At 75.5% G+C, this 17,855-nt stretch carries 14 protein-coding genes; all 14 read left to right on the forward strand.

Features of this window, described 5'->3' with window-relative positions:
- The first annotated feature begins 311 nt into the window (after nt 1–311).
- Nucleotides 312–2,030, forward strand: coding sequence for a bacillithiol biosynthesis cysteine-adding enzyme BshC (gene bshC / locus Q5761_RS05190; RefSeq protein WP_318751445.1), 1,719 nt, complete (start codon nt 312–314; stop codon nt 2,028–2,030).
- Entirely contained in the window at nt 2,027–2,734 is a 708-nt protein-coding gene (locus Q5761_RS05195; RefSeq protein WP_318751446.1) for an IMPACT family protein, read from the forward strand. The genes bshC and Q5761_RS05195 overlap by 4 nt, the downstream gene beginning before the upstream one ends.
- Nucleotides 2,735–3,007: 273 nt before the next feature.
- Nucleotides 3,008–3,544 carry a hypothetical protein gene (locus Q5761_RS05200; RefSeq protein ID WP_318751447.1) on the forward strand — a complete coding sequence of 179 codons (537 nt, stop codon included), beginning with the start codon at nt 3,008–3,010 and terminating at the stop codon, nt 3,542–3,544.
- Nucleotides 3,541–5,202, forward strand: coding sequence for an AAA family ATPase (locus Q5761_RS05205; RefSeq protein WP_318751448.1), 1,662 nt, complete (start codon nt 3,541–3,543; stop codon nt 5,200–5,202). Before Q5761_RS05200 ends, Q5761_RS05205 begins: the two co-directional genes overlap by 4 nt.
- 27 nt (nt 5,203–5,229) lie before the next feature.
- Nucleotides 5,230–6,711, forward strand: a complete 1,482-nt coding sequence (locus tag Q5761_RS05210) for a competence/damage-inducible protein A (RefSeq protein WP_318751449.1) — start codon at nt 5,230–5,232, stop codon at nt 6,709–6,711.
- Between the two features lie 379 nt (nt 6,712–7,090).
- Entirely contained in the window at nt 7,091–8,572 is a 1,482-nt protein-coding gene (locus Q5761_RS05215) for a metallophosphoesterase family protein (RefSeq protein WP_135225376.1), read from the forward strand.
- Nucleotides 8,573–8,650: 78 nt separating this feature from the next.
- Nucleotides 8,651–9,268, forward strand: coding sequence for an RNA 2',3'-cyclic phosphodiesterase (gene thpR, locus Q5761_RS05220; protein ID WP_318751450.1), 618 nt, complete (start codon nt 8,651–8,653; stop codon nt 9,266–9,268).
- A gap of 178 nt (nt 9,269–9,446) precedes the next feature.
- Nucleotides 9,447–10,469 (forward strand): recombinase RecA, encoded by a 1,023-nt coding sequence (gene recA / locus Q5761_RS05225; RefSeq protein WP_167758902.1) that lies wholly within the window; start codon nt 9,447–9,449, stop codon nt 10,467–10,469.
- 13 nt (nt 10,470–10,482) lie between these two features.
- Entirely contained in the window at nt 10,483–11,223 is a 741-nt protein-coding gene (locus tag Q5761_RS05230) for a regulatory protein RecX (RefSeq protein WP_318751451.1), read from the forward strand.
- A 270-nt stretch (nt 11,224–11,493) separates the two neighbouring features.
- Nucleotides 11,494–13,041 carry a ribonuclease Y gene (rny, locus tag Q5761_RS05235; RefSeq protein ID WP_318751452.1) on the forward strand — a complete coding sequence of 516 codons (1,548 nt, stop codon included), beginning with the start codon at nt 11,494–11,496 and terminating at the stop codon, nt 13,039–13,041.
- A gap of 135 nt (nt 13,042–13,176) precedes the next feature.
- Nucleotides 13,177–13,965: a TIGR00282 family metallophosphoesterase gene (locus Q5761_RS05240; RefSeq protein WP_318751453.1), complete on the forward strand. Its 789-nt coding sequence runs from the start codon at nt 13,177–13,179 to the stop codon at nt 13,963–13,965.
- 36 nt (nt 13,966–14,001) lie between these two features.
- A complete protein-coding gene (locus Q5761_RS05245; protein WP_135225382.1) occupies nt 14,002–15,021 on the forward strand; it encodes a dipeptidase in 1,020 nt (339 codons plus the stop codon).
- A gap of 180 nt (nt 15,022–15,201) precedes the next feature.
- Nucleotides 15,202–16,890 (forward strand): leucyl aminopeptidase, encoded by a 1,689-nt coding sequence (locus tag Q5761_RS05250; RefSeq protein WP_318751454.1) that lies wholly within the window; start codon nt 15,202–15,204, stop codon nt 16,888–16,890.
- Nucleotides 16,887–17,825: a PHP domain-containing protein gene (locus tag Q5761_RS05255; RefSeq protein WP_318751455.1), complete on the forward strand. Its 939-nt coding sequence runs from the start codon at nt 16,887–16,889 to the stop codon at nt 17,823–17,825. The genes Q5761_RS05250 and Q5761_RS05255 overlap by 4 nt, the downstream gene beginning before the upstream one ends.
- Nucleotides 17,826–17,855 lie beyond the last annotated feature (30 nt).

Below are 17,855 nucleotides of genomic sequence, written 5' to 3' on the forward strand. Positions count from 1 at the left end.
GCCGCGACGCGGGCCGCGGCGAGCGCGTGGAGCCGGGCCGCGACGCGGGCCGCGGCGAACGGCGGATTCGGGGACGCCGCCTGGGCGTGGTTCCGCGCCCGTGCCCGGCCGTAGGCGCGGCCCGGGGTCCCGACGGCGGCGCGGCGTGCCGGTCCGCCGCCGGCCGTGCCGTCACCCGCGGGGTCTCCCCGCCTGGCGGCCGGGGGAGGCATCCCCCGGCCGCCGGCGAAATCCCACCGGGGTGCGGCGATGGACCAGGGCGCCCCGGCGGACGGGGACCGACGCCACCGACGAGGGGAAGGGACCGCCCGGTGCAGATCCAGTCCTTGGAACGGCTGGAGTGGGTCTATCCGGAGTTCTTCGTCCACTACCAGCGCGACTTCGCCCGCGTGCAGTCGTTCTTCAACTACGATCCGTCCGACGAGACGGCCTTCGCGCGCCGCGCCGAGGCGCTGGCGCGGTCGCCCCACCAGCCCCCGCGGGAGGTGGTCGCCCAGGCGCTGGTGGCCTACAACGCGTCCCTGGATGCCGACGAGCCGGCGTTGGAGGTCGCCCGCCGGCTGGCCGACCCGCGGGCCCTGGTGGTGGTGGGCGGTCAGCAGCCGGGCCTGGCCACGGGCCCGCTCTACACGGTCTACAAGGCCGTGGGCATCCTGCGCTGGGCGCGCCAGATCGAGGCCGCCCTCGGGCGCCCGGTGATCCCGGTCTTCTGGTTGGCGACCGAGGACCACGACCTGGCGGAGTGCAACCAGCTCCACGTGCTGGACGAACGCGGCCGCCTGCATCGCCTGGCGCTGCCCCTCCCGGCTGCCGTCGCCGGCGGGCAGCCGCCCGTGGGCACCCTGCCGCTGCCGCCCGCCGCCCGGGCGCTGGTGGCCGAGGTGGCGCGCCTCGCCGGCGTGCCCGCCGATCATCCCGCCCTGGAGGTGCTGGAGGACGCCCGCCAGCGGGCGGCGACCCTGGGCCAGTGGGTCGGCCGTCTCATGGCCCGGCTGTTCGGCCGCGACGGGCTGGTGCTGCTGGACCCCATGGACCCCACGCTCCGCCGGCTGAGCCGGCCGCTGTTGCAGCGGGCCGTGGTGCGGCGGGAGGCGATCCACCGCGAGCTCGCCGCGGCGGCGGCGCGCCTGCGGCGGCGCGGCTACCCGCCCGCCCTGGACGTGGACCCGGCCCACGCCAACCTGTTCTACTTCGACGGCCGGCGGCGGGCGGCGCTGCTCTGGCAAGGAGGCCGGTTCCGTGATCGGCAGGGGCGCGTGGCGTTCTCCCCGGCGGAGCTGGCGCGGGAGCTGGAGTCCCGGCCGGAGGCCTTCAGCCCGAACGTGGTGCTGCGCCCGCTGGTCCAGGACTGGCTGCTGCCCGTGGTGGGCTTCGTCGTCGGGCCGGGTGAGGCCCAGTACCTGGCGCAGCTGCGCGACGTGTACCCCCTTTTCGGGCTGGAGATGCCGGTGCTGTTGCCCCGCCCCGGCTTCACGCTGGTCGAGCCCGCGGCGGTGGACCGGCTCCAGCGCTACCGGGCCACGGTGGGGGAGGTGCTCCAGGATCCGGCAGGGCTGCGCCGGCGGGTCCTGGAGGGGCTCGACCCCCTGGGCATCGACGCCCGCTTCGCCGAGCTGCGGCAACGGATCAAGGCGCTCTACGCGGACCTGCTGGACGACCTGGAGCGGGTGCGGCCGGAGCTGCGCGCCCTCGGCCAGGAGAACCTGGGTCGCATCCTGATGCAGGTGGACTACCTGCACCACAAGACGTGGCAGCACCACCGGCGCCGGCACCGGGAGGTGATGCGGGACCTGGACTGGCTGGAGGGCAGCCTGCGGCCCCTGGGCCAACCCCAGGAGCGGGTGCACAACGTCTTCCCCTACCTCCTGCGGTTCGGGGAGCGCTGGCTGCGCACGCTGCTGCGCGCAGCCGGCCCCGGCGGCCACCAGCTGGTCTTCCTCGATCCGCCCGCCCCGTCCCTGGCGGCCGAGCCCCGGGGGCCGGAAGCCCACCGAGCTCCGGTGGATGCGGGGAGGCCGGCGGTGGGGTGAGCATCCGGGGCCGCCCGGCGGGAGGCGCGTCGTCCGCGCGGCCGGTGTGGCCGGCGCCGGCCGGCGGCCCGTCCGCCTTCCGCTCGGTGCGCCGCGAGGCCGAGGTCGGGCTGGCGATCCGACGGTCGCGTTTCGTCGCCCACGTGGCGCCGGTGGACGGGGTCGCCGAAGCCCGGGCATGGCTGGAGGCGGCGCGAGCCCTCCACCCCCGGGCGACGCACCACGTCTCCGCCTTCGTGGCTGGGTTCCGCGGCGAGGAGCGCTGGTGCAGCGACGGCGGCGAGCCGCCGGGCACGGCGGGGCGTCCGGTCCTCGAGGTCCTGGAGCGCCAGGGCGTGGTGCAGGTGGCGGTCCTCGTCGCCCGCTACTTCGGCGGGACCAAGTTGGGGGCCGCAGGGCTGGTGCGGGCGTACGCCGACGCCTGTGCAGCGGGGCTGCGGGAGGCCGGGCTGGTGACCTTCCGCCGCGGGCGGCGAGGGCGCGTGGTCGCACCCTATGCGACCTACGGGCCGCTGCGGGCGTGGCTCCAAGGGCGGGGAGTCCGGGTCCTGGCCGAGGGATTCGGCGTGCACGTGACGCTGGAGCTCTGGGTGCCCGAGGACCAGGTCGCCGCCCTGGCGACCGAGGTGGCCGACCGTTCCGCGGGGGCCGCGCGCTGGGAACCCGGTCCGTGGGAGTATCGTGCGGCGGATGCCGTCGGCTGAGGGCGGGCGGCGAGGCCGGCCAGGCAGCCGGGAGGGGTGCCATCCCGCCGAGGCCTGGGCCGCGAGGGGCCGGAAGGCCCTGGCTCCGGGCGCGCGCTGAGGGGTGCTATAATGAACCTGCTTGGAAAGGGCTTGCTTCACCATTGCCGTCTGCGACGTACCCCCCGTCGGCGCAGCACCCGCTGGTTCATGCGGACTGAATAGCGTTCGAAGGGCTTGGTGCGGGCGCCGAGGAGCGTCTCGAGGCGGCCGACGGACGACGAGGTCGAAGCCATGTTTGGAAAGCCGTTGCAGATCCGCTGGGTGGCCGTCACCGCCGCGCTGACCCTGGGGGTGCTGCTGTTCGCCAACGTGCTGTACCAGGAGCAGGCCAAGGCGGCGCCGCTGGAGCGCGCGCTGGAGACGGTCCCCGGCGTTACCGCCGTGCAGGTCCAGCGGGAGGACGGACGGTGGCGGGTCCGGGTCCAGCTGGGGGCGGTCGACCTGTTGCCGGCCACCTACCAGGCCTTGCGGGAGCGGGCCGACCGCCACCTGGGGCCGGGCCGCTACGAGCTGGAGCTGGTGGACCGGCGGACACCCGAGCTGGAGAAGGCCTTCTACGAGGTCAGCTATTTCGTCGAGGAGGGTCGCAGCCGCGGCGACTACGCCCGGGCGGCCCAGCAGGTCGCGGCCGCCGGTCGGCGGCTGGGGCTCGACCGGGCTCGGCTGTACGTGGACGCCGAGTTCCTCTATCTCGAGCTGGCGCGCGGCGATGGCGTGCTGTACGCCGTCATGCCCTTGCGGCCCCCGCAGGAGGTGACCGGCCGGTGAGGGAGCGGTGGCGTGAGATCGCCCTGGGGGCCGGCCTGGGCGTGGCGGCGTTCCTGCTCCTGCGCCTGCCGGTGGGCCAGTGGCTGCCCCTGCTGCTGCTGGCGGGGCTTGTGCTCTACGTGTTCCGGATGGGCCTGCTGCCCGGGACAGGCCGCGGTCCGGTGGCCCATGCGGTGGAGGCCACCGGCGTCACCTTCGACGACATCGGCGGCCAGGCGGCCGCCAAGCAGGAGCTCAAGGAGGCCCTGGAGTTCCTGCGTCGGCCCAAGGAGGCCCAGCGCTTCGGCATCCGCCCCATCAAGGGTATCCTACTGGCGGGCCCGCCCGGCACCGGCAAGACCCTGCTGGCGAAGGCGGCGGCCACCTACACGGACTCCGCCTTCCTCGCCACCTCGGGATCGGCCTTCGTCGAGGTATACGCGGGCGTCGGCGCCCAGCGGGTGCGCGAGGTGTTCGCCGAGGTCCGGCGCCTGGCGCGCCGGCAGGGCAAGCAGAGCGCCATCCTGTTCATCGACGAGATCGAGGTGCTGGCCGGCAAGCGCGGCCGCCACACGTCCCACCTGGAGTACGACCAGACCCTCAACCAGCTGCTGGTGGAGCTCGACGGCATCCGGCCCGAGGACGACGTCCAGGTCCTGGTCATGGCGGCGACGAACCGGCCCGACCTGATGGACGACGCCCTCCTGCGGCCCGGCCGCTTCGACCGCATCGTGCGGGTGGAGCTGCCCGATCGCGAGGCGCGCGAGCAGATCCTGCGCATCCACATGCGCGGCAAGCCGCTGGCGTCTGACGTGGACCTCGGGCAGGTCGCCCAGGAGACCTTCGGCTTCTCCGGTGCCCACCTGGAGAGCGTGTGCAACGAAGCGGCGATCCTCGCCATGCGGGCCGGCGCCCCCGCCATCGCCATGGAGCACCTGCGCGAGGCCATCGAGAAGGTGATGATGGGCGAGCGGCTGGATCGGCGGCCCGGGGAGGAGGAGCGCCGGCGCATCGCCGTCCACGAGTGCGGGCACGCGCTGGTGGCGGAGATCCTCCGCCCGGGTTCGGTGGCCAGCGTCACCATCACCTCGCGGGGGCAGGCCCTGGGGTACGTGCGCCAGCGACCCGACGAGGACCGGTTCCTCCAGACCCAGGACCAGATGGAGGACACGATCTGCATCGCCCTGGCCGGTTCCCAGGCGGAGCGCCTGCTGCTCGGGCGGCCGAGCACCGGCGCCAGCGCCGACTTCCAGCAGGCCGTCGAGCTGGCCCGGCGCATGGTGGAAGACGGCATGACGCCGCTGGGGGTGGTGGCGCGGGACGTGCTGCCCCCCGCCGCCCTCCACCGGGCGGTGAGCCGCGTGTTGCGCCGGCAGGAGCAGCGGGCCCGGGCGCTGCTGGGCGAGTTCAGCGACGGGCTGCGGGCGGCGGCCGAGCGGCTGCTGGAACGGGAGCGGCTGACCTCGGCGGAGTTCCGGCGCCTGGTGGGGCTGCCGCCCCTGCCCCATGCGTCGGCCGAGCCGGCCGCGGGGGACGGACCTTCCGGCCGCGGGCGGGGCGAGGGGGCGACCGCCGGCGGCCAAGGGTCCGGGGATCGCGACGGCGGCGGTTCCGGCGTGGCGGACGAACCGGGTTCCCGCGGCCGGCGCCAGGCGCCGCGCGACACCGCGGGCGACTGAGGAGCGCGGGCACGGGAGCGCAAAAGCATGGTCAACGCCGAGATCGTCTGCGTCGGTACCGAGCTCCTGCTGGGCGAGACGGTCAACACCCATGCCGCCTTCCTCTCCCAGCGGCTCGCGGCCTACGGCATCGACGTCTACCACCACGTCACGGTGGGGGACAACCTAGCCCGCCTGGAGGCGGCCCTGCGCCAGGCCGCCGACCGGGCGGGCATCGTCATCGTCACCGGAGGCCTGGGTCCGACGGGCGACGACCTGACCCGGGAGGCCATCGCCCGCGTGGCGGGACGGCCCCTGGTGCTGGATCCCGCGGTCCTGGCCGGCATCGAGCGGTATTTCGCCGCCCGGGGCCGGCCGATGGCCCCGGGCAACCGCAAGCAAGCCCTCTTCCCCGCCGGCAGCCACGTGCTGCCCAACGCCCACGGCACGGCCCCCGGATTCGTGCTGGAGTGGGCGCCGGGCCGCTGGTTCGTGGCCCTGCCGGGACCGCCGCGGGAGTTGCGGCCCATGGTGGACGGACCGCTGGTGCCGTTCCTGCAGCGGTGGTCCCGGTCCGCGGGCGGGGTGCGCCTGCTGCGGCGGGTGCTGCGGGTGGCCGGCCTGGGCGAGAGCGAGGTGGAGCACCGCCTGGCGGATCTCATCGCCGGCCAGGGACCGGTGACCCTGGCCACCTACGCCAAGGACGGCGAGGTCCACCTGCGCCTGGCGGTCAAGGTGGCGTCGGCCGAGGGGGCGGCGGCCGCACCCGGAAGGAGCGTCCCCGCCCACCGGCAGGGGCCGGGCGCTGCGTCGGACGGACGGGCGGATGCCGACCGCGGCGGGGCCGGGGACGGCGCGGGTGCGCCGGGGACGTGGGCCGCGCCGGCGCCGGGCGGCGGGCCGGCGGCGGCTGGGGGCGGCGCCGGCGGCCGCGAGCCCCGGGTGCTGCGAGAACCCGAGGCGCTGCGGCAGCTGGACGCGCTGACCGCCGAGATCCGGCGCCGCCTGGGCGAGCACGTCTACGGGCAGGACGAGGAGACCCTCGAGCAGGCGGTGGGCCGCCTGCTGCGGGAGCGCGGCGAGACCGTCGCCGTGGCCGAGTCCTGCACCGGTGGACGCGTCGCCGACCGGCTGACCGACGTACCCGGCAGCTCCGCCTACGTGCTGGCCGGCGTGGTCGCCTACGCCAACCAGGCCAAGGTGCAGGCGCTGGGCGTCAGCCCCCACGACCTGACGCGGTTCGGTGCGGTCAGCGAGCCGGTGGCCCGCGCCATGGCGACGGGGGTCCGCCGGTTCTTCGGCGCCGACTGGGGCGTGGCCACCACGGGCATCGCCGGCCCGGGGGGAGGGACGCCGGAGAAGCCCGTGGGAACGGTCTACGTGGCGGTGGACGGGCCGGGCGGCACCCGGGTCGAGCGCCACCGCTGGGCCGGGGACCGGCAGGCGGTCAAGACCCGGACGGCGCAAGCGGCGCTGCTCCTGCTCTACCGCGCGTTGGTGCGCGCCGGACCCTCCGCCCGGGGCCGCTGACCGCGCAGCCCAGACCGGCCGAATCCCGGGGCCCCGGGCGGCCGTCCCGGCGCCGAGGCGCGGCCGTCGCCGCCCCGCGCCCTACGCGGCAGGGCCCGGGATCGGGTCCGGCCGGCGCAGGGGCCCGGGCGCGGGCGCGGCCGGCGCGGTGGGCGGGGTCCGGTACGGCCGGCGCGGTGGCCAGGGTCCGTGGTGGCAAGCCCCGGCGGCCGTGGGCGCCGAGGCTTGCCGCCATGTGCCAGGGGCCCCGCCGCGGGGCGTCCCCCCGTCAAGGGCAACGGTAAGGTGGGGATCGCGAGACGGGACGGCGGCATCAGGGTGGCCCCACCCCCCGCCGCCCCGGCGCGGACGAACCGGCCCTTGCGGGAGGGAGACGGGGATGGCGACGTCCGGCGGCCGGCCGTGGCCCCGGCGCGCGGCGCTGGGGGTGGCGGCCGTCCTCGCCGCGTACCTGGCCATGGTCGCGGGATCGGGCGCCCGGGTGGGCCTGGGGCCCTTCGAGGTGACCCTCGCCGTGCGGCCGTCCTGGCGCGGGCTCACCGAGGTGGCCGTGCCGCCGCTGGGCCGGGTGCGCGCCGTCACCCACCGCGCGCCCCTCGCCCTGGCGGTGCGGCTGGACACCGTCGACGTCGAGGCGCTCTCACGGGTGCTGGACCGCCGGGGTGCCCACGGGCTGGTGGCCGGCCTGCGCCGCCAGGTGCAGGGCGTGGCGCGGCGGTATGCCCTGCGGCTGGTGCTGCTGGCGGTGGCGGGGGGTGCCGCCGCCGGCGCGCTCCTCGGTCGGCGGTGGCGGCGGGCGATGGCCGCGGCGGCCCTGGGCTTGGTCACCGGCGGTGGCCTGGTGACCGCGACCCACGCGACCTACGACCCCGGCGCCTTCCGCCACGCCGAGTACAGCGGCGCCATCAGCGCCGCGCCGTGGCTCCTGGACGTCTTCACCCGCACGCCGGCCACCGTGGCGGCCTTCAGCGAGCAGATGGAGGTGCTGGTGGGCCGGCTCCACGACCTGTATCGCGGCATCGGCACCCAGGGCGCGGCGGTTCCCCGGGACGAGGGCCTGCGCGTGCTGATCGTCGCCGACCTGCACAACAACCCGGCCGGCGTGCGCCTGATCCGGGAGATGGCCGCCGCCTTCCGGCCCGACCTGGTGCTGGACGCCGGCGACGTGGCCGACTGGGGCACGGCGCCGGAGGCCCGGCTGGTGGCGGAGCTGGCGGAGCTGGACGTGCCCTACTACGTGGTCCCCGGCAACCACGACTCGCCCGCCTCCCTGGCCGCGCTGCAGGCCGCGACGGGGGTACAGGTGCTGGGGGACGGCCTCGTCACCCTGCCCGGCGGGCTGCTGGTGGCCACGAGCCGCGATCCGGCCAGCTGGCGCGCCTCGCCCGCCATGGGGAGTCCCGAGGAGATCGCGGCCCAGCGCCAGGCCCTGGCCTCCCTGCTCGAGGGCGCCCCGCGCCGGCCCGACCTGGTGGTGGTCCACAACCCCGCCGTGGCCCGCCGCTTTCTGGGCCGCGCCCCCGTGGTGGTGAGCGGCCACACCCACGTCCAGCGCGTCGAGGAGACGCCGCAGGGCCTGTTCCTCAACCCCGGTTCGACGGGCGCCGCCGGGTTGCGCGGCCTCATGGCGCCCCAGGAGATCCCGTACGGCCTCCTGCTCCTGACGTTGCTGCCCGCGCCCGACGGGGCGGGCTGGCGACCGGTCACGGTGGACGCGGTGGAGGTCTTCCGCCTCACCTCCACGGGGCTCACCCTGCAGCGCCACGTGGTGGACGGGAAGCCCGACGCGGCGGTGTCCGAGCGGGAGCGCCCGCCCTTCCCCCTGGAGGAGATCCCCGCCAGCGGATCCGAGGGGCGATGAGGCGCCTCGACGGGGACGAACCGGCCGGAGCGGAGTCGTCGCAGGATTCCCCGCGGTCATGTCAAACTATTGTTCGGTATGACGGGAGACCGACGCGAGGGAAGGACCGGCGCCGCGTCCGACGAGCGCTGGCGGCTCTTCATCGCCGTGCCGGTGACGGGTACGGCGGCCGGTGCGCTGCGGGCGTGGATGGCGGTCGGACGTCGGGAGCGACCGGGGCTGAAGTGGGTGGAGCCCGACCACCTGCACATCACCCTGCGCTTCCTCGGCGAACGTCCGGCGGCGGAGATGCCCGCCCTGGTGGCGGCAGGGGCGCGGGTGGCGGGGGCCGCGGCGCCGGTGGAGGTGGAGATCCGCGGCGTCGGCGGATTCCCCAGCGCCGAACGGACCCGCACGCTCTGGGCGGGGGTGGCGACCGGGGCCACGGAGCTGGCGGGGATGGCGGCGGGTCTGGAGCGCGAGCTCCTGGCGGTGGCGCCGGACCTCGACCCGTTGAGCCACCCCTTCACCGCCCATGTCACCCTGGCGCGGGTGCGGGCGAGCTGGATCGACCTGACGCGATGGCCCCACGCGGTCGCCGCGCGGGAACGGCTCTGGGGTCGGCTGCCGGTGCGGGAGCTGGTGCTCTTCCGCAGCCGGCTGCGACCGGGCGGTCCCGTCTACACGCCCCTGCACCGCTGGCGCCTGGGACGCTGAGGGGCGCTCGCCCGCGACCGCCGGCGTCGCGGGATTGACGTCCGCACGGTTCCGCGGTAAGGTGACCGTTGGAATTTTCAACCAGACCGTCAAGGCACGGGAGACCAGCCCCGGGAGCGGGGGCGAAGTCGCGGTCGGGGCCGGGAGAGCGGCGCGGCCGGGCATGGAGGCGAGGTCCATGATCGAGCGGGAACGGGCCCTGGAGATGGCCCTCAGCCAGATCGAGAAGCAGTTCGGCAAGGGCTCCATCATGCGGATGGGGGAGGCGTCGTCGCGCCTCAACGTCGAGGTCATCCCCACGGGGTCGCTGGCCCTGGACATCGCGCTGGGCGTGGGCGGCATGCCCCGGGGCCGCATCGTCGAGATCTTCGGTCCCGAGGCGTCGGGCAAGACCACCGTCGCCCTCCACGTCGTGGCCTCGGCGCAACGGGCGGGGGGCGTGGCGGCCTTCATCGACGCGGAGCACGCCCTCGACCCCGTCTATGCCGAGAACCTGGGCGTGGACGTGGACAACCTGCTGATCTCGCAGCCCGACACCGGCGAGCAGGCCCTGGAGATCGCCGAAGCCCTGGTGCGGAGCGGTGCCGTGGACGTCATCGTCATCGACTCCGTCGCCGCGCTGGTGCCGAGGGCGGAGATCGAGGGGGAGATGGGCGACGCCCACGTGGGCCTGCAGGCACGGCTGATGTCCCAGGCGCTGCGGAAGCTGACCGGGGCCATCGCCAAGTCGCGCACCTGCCTGATCTTCATCAACCAGATCCGGGAGAAGGTCGGCGTGATGTTCGGCAACCCGGAGGTGACCCCCGGGGGCCGGGCGTTGAAGTTCTATGCCTCCGTGCGGCTGGACGTGCGGCGGGTGGAGACGTTGAAGCAGGGCGGCGAGATGATCGGCATCCGCGCGCGGGCCAAGGTGGTGAAGAACAAGGTGGCGCCGCCCTTCCGGCAGGCGGAGTTCGACCTCATCTACGGCAAGGGGATCTCCCGCGAGGGCGACCTGCTGGACATCGCCACCCAGCACGGGATCATCGAGAAGTCCGGCGCCTGGTACTCCTACGGCGACACCCGGATCGGCCAGGGTCGAGAGAACGCCCGCGAGTACCTGGTCCAGCACCCGGAGGTGGCCGACGCCATCGAGCAGCGGGTGCGCGAGCTCCTGAGCCTGGGCGGCATCCGGGCGGCCACCGCCAGCGAAGAGGAGTAGCCGGGACCCGGCCATGGTCGAGGGCCGCGGGGGCGGACCCACCGGGCGCGACGCCACCCCGGGGGACGCCGGGGCGAGGACCGACGAAGCCGTCCGACGGGCTGTGGCGACGGCCCTCCGCTGGCTCGCGGTGCGGGCCCGCAGCGAGTGGGAGGTGCGCCAGCACCTGCGGCGCCACGGGGTGACGGAGGCGATGGTAGACCAGGTCCTGGCCCAGCTGCGGGCCTGGGGCTACGTGGACGACCGTCGCCTCGCGCTGGAGGCCGCGGAAGCGGCCCGGGTTCGCCATGTCGGACCCCGGCGGCTGCGTGACGAGCTGTTGCGGCGCGGGGTCCCCGAGGCGGTGGTGCGCGACGCCCTGGAGGCCACGTGGCCGGCCGAGGTCGAGCGGGAGGTGGCGTGGGAGCTGGCGCGGCGGCGCTGGGCCCGGTTCGTCGCGCCATCCCCTGGGGGTGACGGCCGGGAGCGGAGGGGGGTCGTCGACGCCGCCGGCAGCGCCGACGGCGAGGAGGGGGCCGGCGAGGGGCCTGACGGCCCGGTCGGCGATCGGCCTGCATCCGCCGGTCCCGCGGGCCGTCCCGAGGGGCGCGGGGGCGCGCGGCAGCGGGCCGCCGCCCGGCTCTACCGATTCCTGGTGGGGCGGGGCTTCGGGGCGGAGGTGGCCGAGGCGATCGTCCGACGGCTGGCCGAGGAGGACGGCGAGCCCGGCCGCCCCGCGTCGGCGGGGGACGGGCCGCGGCGGCCGTTCCCTTGACAGGGGTTTCTTGCAACCCCTAGAATGAATTATCGGGATCTCTCGAAAACGCGGCCACAATTGCGTAATCCGATGATATCCGGCGCAAAATCATGAAAACGCGGCGAAATCTGGGTGTCATGACAATCCGGTCGCCGGTCCCCGTCCCGACGCCCGAGGGGCGTGGGGCGCGGGTCACAGTGGTCAGCGCGCCGAGCCGGGTCCCTGCACTCGGCTTTTTTGTTAGGGGGCCGGCGGGCGCGTCGACCGCGGGCCGAGGGAGTGAAGGAGATGGTCGTTCCGACAGGCGTCTTCGTCCTCATCCTCCTCGCGACCCTCGTGATCGCCGGGCTGGCCGGCTACCTGGTCCGCAAGGTGGTGGCGGAGAGCCGCATCGGCTCCGCCGAGGCCCTGGCCCGACAGCTGATCGAAGAGGGCCGGAAGGAGGGCGAGGCGCGCAAGCGCGAGGCCCTGCTGGAGGCGAAGGAAGAGGTCCACAGGCTGCGCACGGACTTCGAACGGGAGAGCCGGGAGCGGCGGCAAGAGCTGCAGCAACTGGAGCGGCGCCTGCTGCAACGGGAGGAGGCGCTGGAACGACGGGCGCGCCAGCTGGACGAGCGGGAGGAGCTGATGCGGGCCCGTGAGCGCGACCTGGACCGGGCCGAAGAGCTGGTGGAGGAGCTGCGCCTGCGGCAGATGACGGAGCTGGAGCGCACCGCCGGCATGAGCCGCGACGAGGCGCGGGAGCTGCTCATGAGCCAGGTCCGGGAGGAGATGCGCCACGACCTGGCGGTGATGATCCGGCAGATGGAGGAGGAGGCCCGCGCCGAGGCGGACCGCCGGGCGCGGGAGATCATCGCCAACGCGGTCCAGCGCCTGGCGGCGGAGTACGTCCCCGAGCTCACCGTGTCGGTGGTCGAGCTGCCCGGGGACGAGATGAAGGGCCGCATCATCGGCCGCGAGGGGCGCAACATCCGGCACTTCGAGGCCCTGACGGGGGTCGACCTGATCATCGACGACACGCCGGAGGCGGTGGTGATCTCCTGCTTCGACCCGATCCGCCGGGAGATCGCCCGCATGACGCTGGAGAAGCTGATCGCCGACGGGCGCATCCACCCGGCGAAGATCGAGGAGATGTACGCCAAGGCCGTGGAGGAGATGGAGGAGCGCATCCGCCAGGAGGGCGAGCGCGCCTGCTACGAGGTGGGCGTGCACAACCTGCACCCGGAGCTGGTCAAGCTGCTGGGCCGGTTGGCCTTCCGGACCAGCTACGGCCAGAACATCCTCCAGCACTCCATCGAGGTGGCCCACCTCTGCGCCCTGATGGCGTACGAGCTGGGCGCCGACGTCAACGTGGCGCGGCGCGCCGGGCTCCTGCACGACATCGGCAAGGCGCTGGACCACGAGATGGAGGGCACCCACCTCACCATTGGCATGGAGATCCTGCAGAAGTATCATGAGTCGGAAGAGGTCATCCATGCCATGTCCTGCCACCACGGGGACTTCGAGGCGAAGACCATCGAGGCGGTCATCGTCACCGCCGCCGACGCGCTGTCGGCGGCGCGACCCGGGGCGCGGCGCGAGACCCTGGAGGCGTACATCCGCCGGCTGCGCCAGCTGGAGGAGATCGCCTCCAGCTTCCCCGGGGTGGCGAAGGCCTACGCCATCCAGGCGGGGCGCGAGGTGCGCATCATGGTCCACCCCGACCAGGTGGACGACGCCGAGGCGTACCTCCTGGCGCGGCAGATCGCCAAGCGCATCGAGCGGGAGCTCCAGTACCCGGGCCAGATCAAGGTGACGCTGATCCGGGAGACGAGGGTGACCGAGTACGCGCGGTAGCCACGGGCGGGGGTGCCGCGGCCGGCGGCCGCGGCACCCCCGCGGGCCGGCATGGGGTGCGCAGGCGCGCCGGGACGGCGGGCCCCCGCCCGCCGTCCCGGCGCGCCGTGGCATTCCCCCCGAGGGGGCTGGGGCGTGCGGCTGCTGTTCATCGGCGACGTGGTGGGCCGGGCGGGGCGCCGGATGCTGCGGGACCACCTAGAGAGCCTCATCGAGCAACACGGCATCGAGCTGACGGTGGTCAACGGCGAGAACGCCGCCGGCGGGTGGGGTCTCACCCCCGAGACCGCCGACGAGCTCTTCGCCGCGGGCGCGGACGTCATCACCCTGGGCAACCACTGGGCCGACCGCAAGGAGATCCTGCCCTACCTGGAGCGCAATCCGCGGGTCCTGCGCCCGCTGAACTGGCCGGGTGAGCCGCCGGGGCAGGGGGCGGTGGTGGCGGAGGGCCGCAGCGGGTGTCGGGTGGCCGTCCTCTGCCTGATGGGACGGGTCTTCGCCGACAGCCTGCTGGACGACCCCTTCGTGGCCGCCGACCGCGCCCTGACCGGCCTGGCGGGCCAGGCCGCGGCGATCCTGGTGGACGTCCACGGCGACGCCACCTCGGAGAAGCAGGCCCTGGCCTGGTACCTGGACGGCCGGGTGTCCGCGGTGGTCGGGACCCACACCCACACCCCCACGGCGGACGAGCGGGTCCTGCCGGGCGGGACGGCCGCCATCACCGACGTGGGCATGACGGGTCCGCGGGACTCGATCATCGGCTTCGAGCCCGACGGGGTCATCCGGCGGCTGCGCACCCAGCTCCACGTGCGCCTCGAGGTGGCCCGCGGCCCCCGGGTGCTCTGCGGCGTCATCGTCGACGTCGACCGGGACACCGGCAAGGCCAGGGCCATCGAGCGCATCCGCGTCGAAGACCCCGGCTAGGGGCGGCGCGGGTGGGATGGGAGGCGAGGGAACGGGATGCCGTACACGCCCTACGGCCCCATCGTCGACGCTCACGTGGACACCGTGCTGGATCTGGCCGCCGGCCGGCGCCGGCTGGGCGAGCGGTCGCCCGAAGGCCACGTGGACCTGCCCCGCCTGGAGGAGGCGGGGGTGGGGGTGCAGGTCTTCGCCCACTGGATCGAGCCGGCCTACAAGCCCCACGCGGCCCTGGTCCGCTTCATGGAGCTCTACGACGCCTTCCTGGCGGAGGTGGCCCGCAACGCCGACCGCATCGCGGTGGTCACGGGCGTGGACGACCTCCAGCGGACCCTGGCCGCCGGCAAGGTGGCCGCGGTCGTCGGCATCGAGGGCGGCGAGGTCCTCCACGGGCGTCTGGGCGTGCTGCGGCTGCTCCACCGGCTGGGGGTGCGGCTGGTCGGCCTGACCTGGAACGAGCGCAACGACCTGGCGGACGGCGCCGGCGACGGCCGCAGCGGCGGCGGGCTCTCGCAGCGGGGCGTGGCGGTGGTGCGGGAGATGAACCGCCTGGGGATGGTGGTCGACGTCAGCCACCTCTCCGACGCCGGCTTCTACGACGTCCTCGCGGTCTCCCGCCAGCCGGTGGTGGCCTCCCACTCCAACTGCCGCGCCCTGTGCCCCCACCCGCGGAACCTCAGCGACGACCAGATCCGAGCCCTGGCCGCCCAGGGGGGCGTCATGGGCATGAACTTCTACGCCCGTTTCCTGCGGGCGGACGGTCCGGCCACGGTGGACGACGTGGTTCGACACATCGAACACGTGGCCTCGCTGGTGGGGCCCGAGCACGTCGGCCTCGGGTCGGACTTCGACGGCATCGGGGAGACGCCCCAGGGCCTGGAGGACGTCACCCGGCTGCCCAACCTGATCGAGGCGCTGCTGCGCCGCAACTGGAAGGAAGACCACCTGCGGCTGGTCCTCGCCGAGAACTTCCTGCGGGTCTTCCGCCAGGTGTGGTCCGCGGGGGAGCCGGCCTATCCCGCGCCGGAGGAGCCCGACGTCGGAGGGCCCGGGCTGTGACGGCAGCCGGGTGCCGGGAGCGCCGGGGCAGGCCCTGGGCCGCAGGCTTGCCCATGCGGCGACCCCCGCGGCGCGGGGCGGGCGGCACCGGCCCGCGGGGCCGGGCGGCGGCACGGGCCAGGCCCGGCCGGAGCCGGGGGAGGGGGCCGGGCCGGGGCGCGGAACAGGGGAGGGATCGCATTGGCGCGCGCTGGCGTAGAGCTTCCCACAGTGGCCTTTCGCGTGGCGTCGGTGACCGAGGTGGACGCCGACGCCGTCGTGGTCAATCTGTTCGAGGGGGTGCGCGTTCCCGGGGGCGCCACCGGCGCGGTGGACCAGGCCCTGGGCGGGGCGATCCGCGACGCCATCGCGGCGGGTGCCCTGCGCGGCCGCCTGGGCGAGGCGCTGGTGCTGCCCACGCTGGGCCGGCTGCCCGCCCGCTGGGTGATCGTGGCCGGCCTGGGACCGCGGGAGGGGTTCGGGCGGGCGGCGGCCCGCACGGCGTCGGCCGCGGCGCTGCGCGCCGCCCGGCGCCACGGCTGCCGCGAGGTGGCTACCATCGCCCACGGCGCCGGGATCGGGGGCCTGGCGCCGCAGTTGGCGGCGCTGGCCACCGTGGAGGGGGCGCTGCTGGGCCTCTACCGCTACCGCCGCGAACGCAGCCCGGGCCGCCGGGCACCCGGTGCCGCGCCGGGGGACGGGGCGGCGGGCACGCCGGCGGAGGCGGGGGCGCCGGGCCTGCTGGGCGCGGCCGTCGACCCCACCGGGCGGCGCGGCGGCGAGCCGCTGGGTTCCGGCTCCGCCCAGGATCCGACGGACGAACGCGGCGTGGAGCGCCTCTGGCTGATCGACCGCACCGACGCCCAGCAGGCGGCCCTGGAGCGCGGGCTCGAGGAGGGCCGCGTGGTGGCCGAGGCGGTGATGGTCGCCCGGCAGCTGGGCAACCGGCCGGCCAACGACCTGACGCCGGCCCGCCTCGCCGCGGCGGCCCTGGAGCTCGAAGACCTCCCGGGCATCCAGGTCACCGTGCTGGACGAGGACGCGTTGCGCCAGCAGGGATTCGGCGCCATCCTGGCCGTCGGCCAGGGCAGCGCCCAGCCGCCCCGGCTGGTGGCCATCGACTACGTGGGGCCGGGTCGCGATGCGTCGGAGCCGCCGGACGCGGCCTTCATCGGCAAGGGCGTCACCTTCGACACCGGCGGCATCTCCCTCAAGCCGCGCGAGGGCATGGAGGACATGAAGTTCGACATGATGGGCGCCGCCGCGGTGATCGGCGCCCTCGACGCGGTGGCGCGGCTGCGCCTGCCGGCGCGGCTGCTGGGCGTGGTGGCGGCGGTGGAGAACATGCCCGGCGGGCGCGCCTTCAAGCCCGGCGACGTGATCACCACCTACGACGGCACCACGGTGGAGGTCAACAACACCGACGCCGAGGGCCGGCTGATCCTGGCCGACGCCATGGCCTACGCCCGCCAGCGCGGCGCGCGGCGGCTGGTCGACCTGGCGACCCTGACGGGCGCCATGGTCATCGCCCTCGGCGACCACGTGGCGGGCCTCTTCGCCAACGACGACGCCTGGGCGGCGCGGGTCCTGCGGGCGGCGGACGCAGCCGGCGAACCCCTCTGGCGCCTGCCGCTGGTGGCCGCCTACCGCCGCCGGCTGCGCAGCGAGTACGCCGACCTGCGCAACACGGGGGGCCGGGCGGCGGGCTCCATCCTGGCCGCCCTGTTCCTGGCGGCCTTCGCCGGCGAGACGCCCTGGGCGCACCTGGACATCGCCGGCGTCGCCTGGTCGGACCAGGTGGAGGGCGATCACGGCAAGGGCGCCACCGGCTACGGCGTGCGCACCCTGGTGGAGCTGGCCCGCAACCTGGCGGCGGGGGGACGGTCGTGACGGAGGGCCGCGGGCTCGCCGACGGGCCCGGGGGGGACGTCGGCCCCGGACGGCCGGGCCCGCGGGTGGACGGATCCGGCGAGGCCGCTGCCCGGGAGGGTGGCGCCGACCTGCACACCCACACCACCGCCTCCGACGGCACGGTGACGCCGGAGGAGCGGATCCAGATGGCCCGCCGGGCCGGCCTGGAGTACGTGGGCATCACCGATCACGACACCCTGGCCGGCCTGCCCGCGGCCCGGGCGGCGGCGCGGGCCGCGGGGATCGGCCTGGTCCCCGGGGTGGAGCTCAGCACCGACGTGGACCTGGGTAGCCGCCGGGTGGGCGTGCACGTGCTGGGGTACTGGGTCAAGGAGGACGACCCGCCCCTGGTGGAACTGCTCGCCCAGCGGCGGGCATCGCGGGAGCGGCGCCTGGCACGCATCCTGGAGCGATTGGCCCAGGTGGGCATCGTCCTCGACGAGGGGCGGATCCGGGCCCTGGCCCGCGGGGGTGCCGTGGGCCGGCCCCACGTGGCGCGGGCGCTGGTCGAGGCCGGCGTGGTGGCCACGGTCGCGGAGGCCTTCGAGCGGTACCTGACGCCCGGCAAGCCGGGCTACGTGCCCCGGGCGCCGCTGGCACCCGAGGCGGCCATCGCCGCCATCCGCGCGGCGGGCGGCGTTCCCGTGCTGGCCCACCCGGGCCTGCTCCCGGAGCGGTTGCACGCCCTGTGGCCCGTCTGGCAGCGCCACGGCCTGGCGGGCGTGGAGGTCTACCACACCAAGCACTCGCCGGAGCAGGCGGCCGCCTTCCTTCGGCGGGCGCGGGAACTCGACCTGCTGCCGACGGGCGGGTCGGATTGCCACGGCCCCCAGCCCGGGCAGCCGGCGCTGATCGGGCGCGTGCGCATCCCGGTGGAGTGGGTGGAGCGGCTGCGGGAGCGCTCGGCCCGTTGAGGCGCGGGGACCGGGGGAGGGGCGCGCGGC

Origin of the sequence: Thermaerobacter composti (assembly GCF_033582035.1) — a bacterium.
Lineage (GTDB): Bacteria > Bacillota > Sulfobacillia > Thermaerobacterales > Thermaerobacteraceae > Thermaerobacter > Thermaerobacter composti.

Coding starts and splice junctions, on each gene's coding strand:
- Q5761_RS05215 (WP_135225376.1), top strand. CDS start 7,091: ATGGCGACGTCCGGCGGCCGGCCGTGGCCCCGGCGCGCGGCGCTGGGG.
- Q5761_RS05245 (WP_135225382.1), top strand. CDS start 14,002: ATGCCGTACACGCCCTACGGCCCCATCGTCGACGCTCACGTGGACACC.
- Q5761_RS05210 (WP_318751449.1), top strand. CDS start 5,230: ATGGTCAACGCCGAGATCGTCTGCGTCGGTACCGAGCTCCTGCTGGGC.
- recA (WP_167758902.1), top strand. CDS start 9,447: ATGATCGAGCGGGAACGGGCCCTGGAGATGGCCCTCAGCCAGATCGAG.
- rny (WP_318751452.1), top strand. CDS start 11,494: ATGGTCGTTCCGACAGGCGTCTTCGTCCTCATCCTCCTCGCGACCCTC.
- Q5761_RS05230 (WP_318751451.1), top strand. CDS start 10,483: ATGGTCGAGGGCCGCGGGGGCGGACCCACCGGGCGCGACGCCACCCCG.
- thpR (WP_318751450.1), top strand. CDS start 8,651: ATGACGGGAGACCGACGCGAGGGAAGGACCGGCGCCGCGTCCGACGAG.
- Q5761_RS05200 (WP_318751447.1), top strand. CDS start 3,008: ATGTTTGGAAAGCCGTTGCAGATCCGCTGGGTGGCCGTCACCGCCGCG.